The following is a 2,514-nucleotide window of genomic DNA, read 5'->3' on the forward strand; positions in this document are numbered from 1 at the left end:
GTTCAAGTAAGCCGCTATCGCGGCGGGGCGTGAGGGTGTTGGTGTTGCCCGCATTGTAGCAGCGTCGCTCGGCGCTGGCATGTTTCCTTGGTTGTTTCTTTTCTCTCACCAAGGAGACCCTACGATGGTCAACTACAATCACCCGCCCAAGTCCTCAATCTACTTTGACGGTTCGCTCTACCAGAAGATGAGCGAAGACCTGCAGCTGGCAGGTTTCAGCAAACGCACCGTTCATGGCTACCTGCGAGCCGTTCGACAGCTCTCCGATTGGGCAAAAACACGCCCTGATCGAATCTCCGAACGTCAGCTGCGGCAGTACTTCCTCTATCTCAAAAACGAGAAGCTCTTCGCCTACGGTTCCATCCGAGTCGCGTTCTCTGGGATCAAGTTCTTTTACACCCGAACCTGCAAGCGAAACTGGGAAACTCTCGCCACGATGAAGCTCCAGAGGGCCAAGACGCTGCCCGAAGTCCTCACCATCGATCAAGTTCACGCTATCATCGACGCCTGCCGCGTCGAAAGAATCGCTCTGTTCTACTGGACCACTTACTCCCTGGGGCTGAGGCTTGAGGAGGCCAGGAACTTGGAGGTCGGTGATATCGATGGCGAGCGGATGATGGTCCACATTCATCGCGGCAAGGGCGCCAAGGATCGCTACGTGCCGCTGCCAGCCGAAACCTTGAACTGGCTGAGACGGCACTGGGTGACTCATCGCCATCCCCGGTTCCTGTTTCCGGCTGAAGGACGTGATCACAAACAGTCCGCTACCAGCAACACCCCGATCCAAACCAGCACCGTCCAGAAAGCGATCGGCAAGATCGCCGGTCAGCTCAAATTTCAAAAGAAAGTCTCCACGCACACGCTCAGACATTCTTACGCGACGCATCTGCTCGAAGCCGGCGTGTCATTGAAAGTCATCCAGCAGTACCTCGGTCACAGCAGTCTGCAAACCACGCTGATCTACCTGCACCTGACCGAAACGGCCGAAACCCAGGCACGCGACGCCATCGAGCGAATCTTCCGTCGACCGTAACGCCAGTCCACGCTAGCTGCGATGTCCTCGGTTGCCGACGCACTGCGCAAACACGCCCCGGCGATTTGGCAGACCCTTTCGATCGCTCAGCAAAAAGTCCTCTCGTCGATCATTCGTTGCCGTACTGGCGCTCTCGGTGGCGTTCGCTACCAGTGCAACGGTTGTGGTCGCGAACACTGGGTAGGCCGCTCCTGCGGTAATCGACACTGCCCAGCCTGCGGTCACGAGAAGACACAACTCTGGATCGAAAAACAAACAGCCAAACTGATGCCGGTCCATCACTTCCTGGTCACTTTCACGGTACCTCGGGAAATCAGTTGCGTGCTGCGCGGACACCAACGTGAAGGCTATCGCTGTTTGTTTGACGCCAGCAGCCAAAGTATTCGCGACGTCGGTGCGGCAACCAAAAGCTTGAAAGAATGCCAGCTCGGCTTCTTTGGTGTGCTTCACACTTGGGGGCGTGACCCAGCTGTCTATCATCCACACGTTCACTATGTCGTTCCCGGCGGCGGGGTGAAGTTGGATGCGGACGGCCAGCCTGAGTCATGGCAGAGCACGCCGAAGAACTTTCTATTTCATCATGACACGTTGGTGCGAGTCTATAAGGCGAAGCTCGCCGATGAGCTACGAGCTTGTGAACTTTACGACAGCGTCCCGGCGTCAGCTTGGGACAAGAAGTTCGTGGTCGATATTCAAGCCGTCGGACACGGCCTTGCCACTTTGAAATACTTGGCCCCCTACGTTCATCGAGTTGCCCTGAGCGACAAGCGAATCGTGGCAGCCGAGGACTCGTCGGTGACTTACACGGTGCGTCCATCGAAATCCCAGTCCACGGTCACGCGGACCGTCGAGGGAGAAGCGTTCGCAGAAGGCTTCGCCCAACACGTGCTTCCAACGGGCTTTCAGAAGATCCGGCATTACGGTTGGATGAGTCCAAACTCGAAAATCAAGCTCGACGAGGTTCGGTGGCTGGCGTGGTTGTTTTTAGGATGGACGTTCTGGCTGGCCAGCGGACATGCACCGCAGGAGAGACCGCTCACCGCAACGCTGCGCTGCTCGGACTGTGGTGGTGAATTGCGTGTGGTCGAAGTGACTTACGATCCGATCGTATGTGACGACGACCGAGCCCTGGGATACTTCGACAGCGGATGATGTCAGCCGGCACGACCCAACAAATCGATCTCATCGGAACGTCATCGGGAAGGCGTGAGATGGAGAAGCGCGCCGACTCAATCGAAATCACAAAAAATCAAGTCTTCACCCTTCTCTCGATCACGAACAATGGCATCGCCACGCACTTACCTCGAGTCATCCAGTCGCACCAGCTTCATCACTTGGATCGGCCCGCAGCAATCCTGAGTGAAATGCCGAAGCAAACCCCATACGTTTGATCGAGAGACCGCCCCTCTCATCAACCGAGCTTCTTGAACAAAGGCCTTGAACATCGGCTCGTACCTCGCGATGTCAAAGCCTTACTGGTT

At 56.4% G+C, this 2,514-nt stretch carries 2 protein-coding genes; both read left to right on the top strand.

Going from position 1 to position 2,514, the window contains the following annotated elements:
- The first annotated feature begins 124 nt into the window (after positions 1-124).
- Positions 125-1,033 (top strand): tyrosine-type recombinase/integrase, encoded by a 909-nt coding sequence (locus NB063_RS28705; RefSeq protein ID WP_250932575.1) that lies wholly within the window; start codon positions 125-127, stop codon positions 1,031-1,033.
- A 21-nt stretch (positions 1,034-1,054) separates the two neighbouring features.
- Positions 1,055-2,185 (top strand): IS91 family transposase, encoded by a 1,131-nt coding sequence (locus tag NB063_RS28710; protein WP_250932577.1) that lies wholly within the window; start codon positions 1,055-1,057, stop codon positions 2,183-2,185.
- The last annotated feature ends 329 nt before the right edge of the window (positions 2,186-2,514 follow it).

Source organism: Aporhodopirellula aestuarii, assembly GCF_023701485.1.
Classification (GTDB): domain Bacteria; phylum Planctomycetota; class Planctomycetia; order Pirellulales; family Pirellulaceae; genus Rhodopirellula; species Rhodopirellula aestuarii.

Coding starts and splice junctions, on each gene's coding strand:
- NB063_RS28705 (WP_250932575.1), top strand. CDS start 125: ATGGTCAACTACAATCACCCGCCCAAGTCCTCAATCTACTTTGACGGT.
- NB063_RS28710 (WP_250932577.1), top strand. CDS start 1,055: ATGTCCTCGGTTGCCGACGCACTGCGCAAACACGCCCCGGCGATTTGG.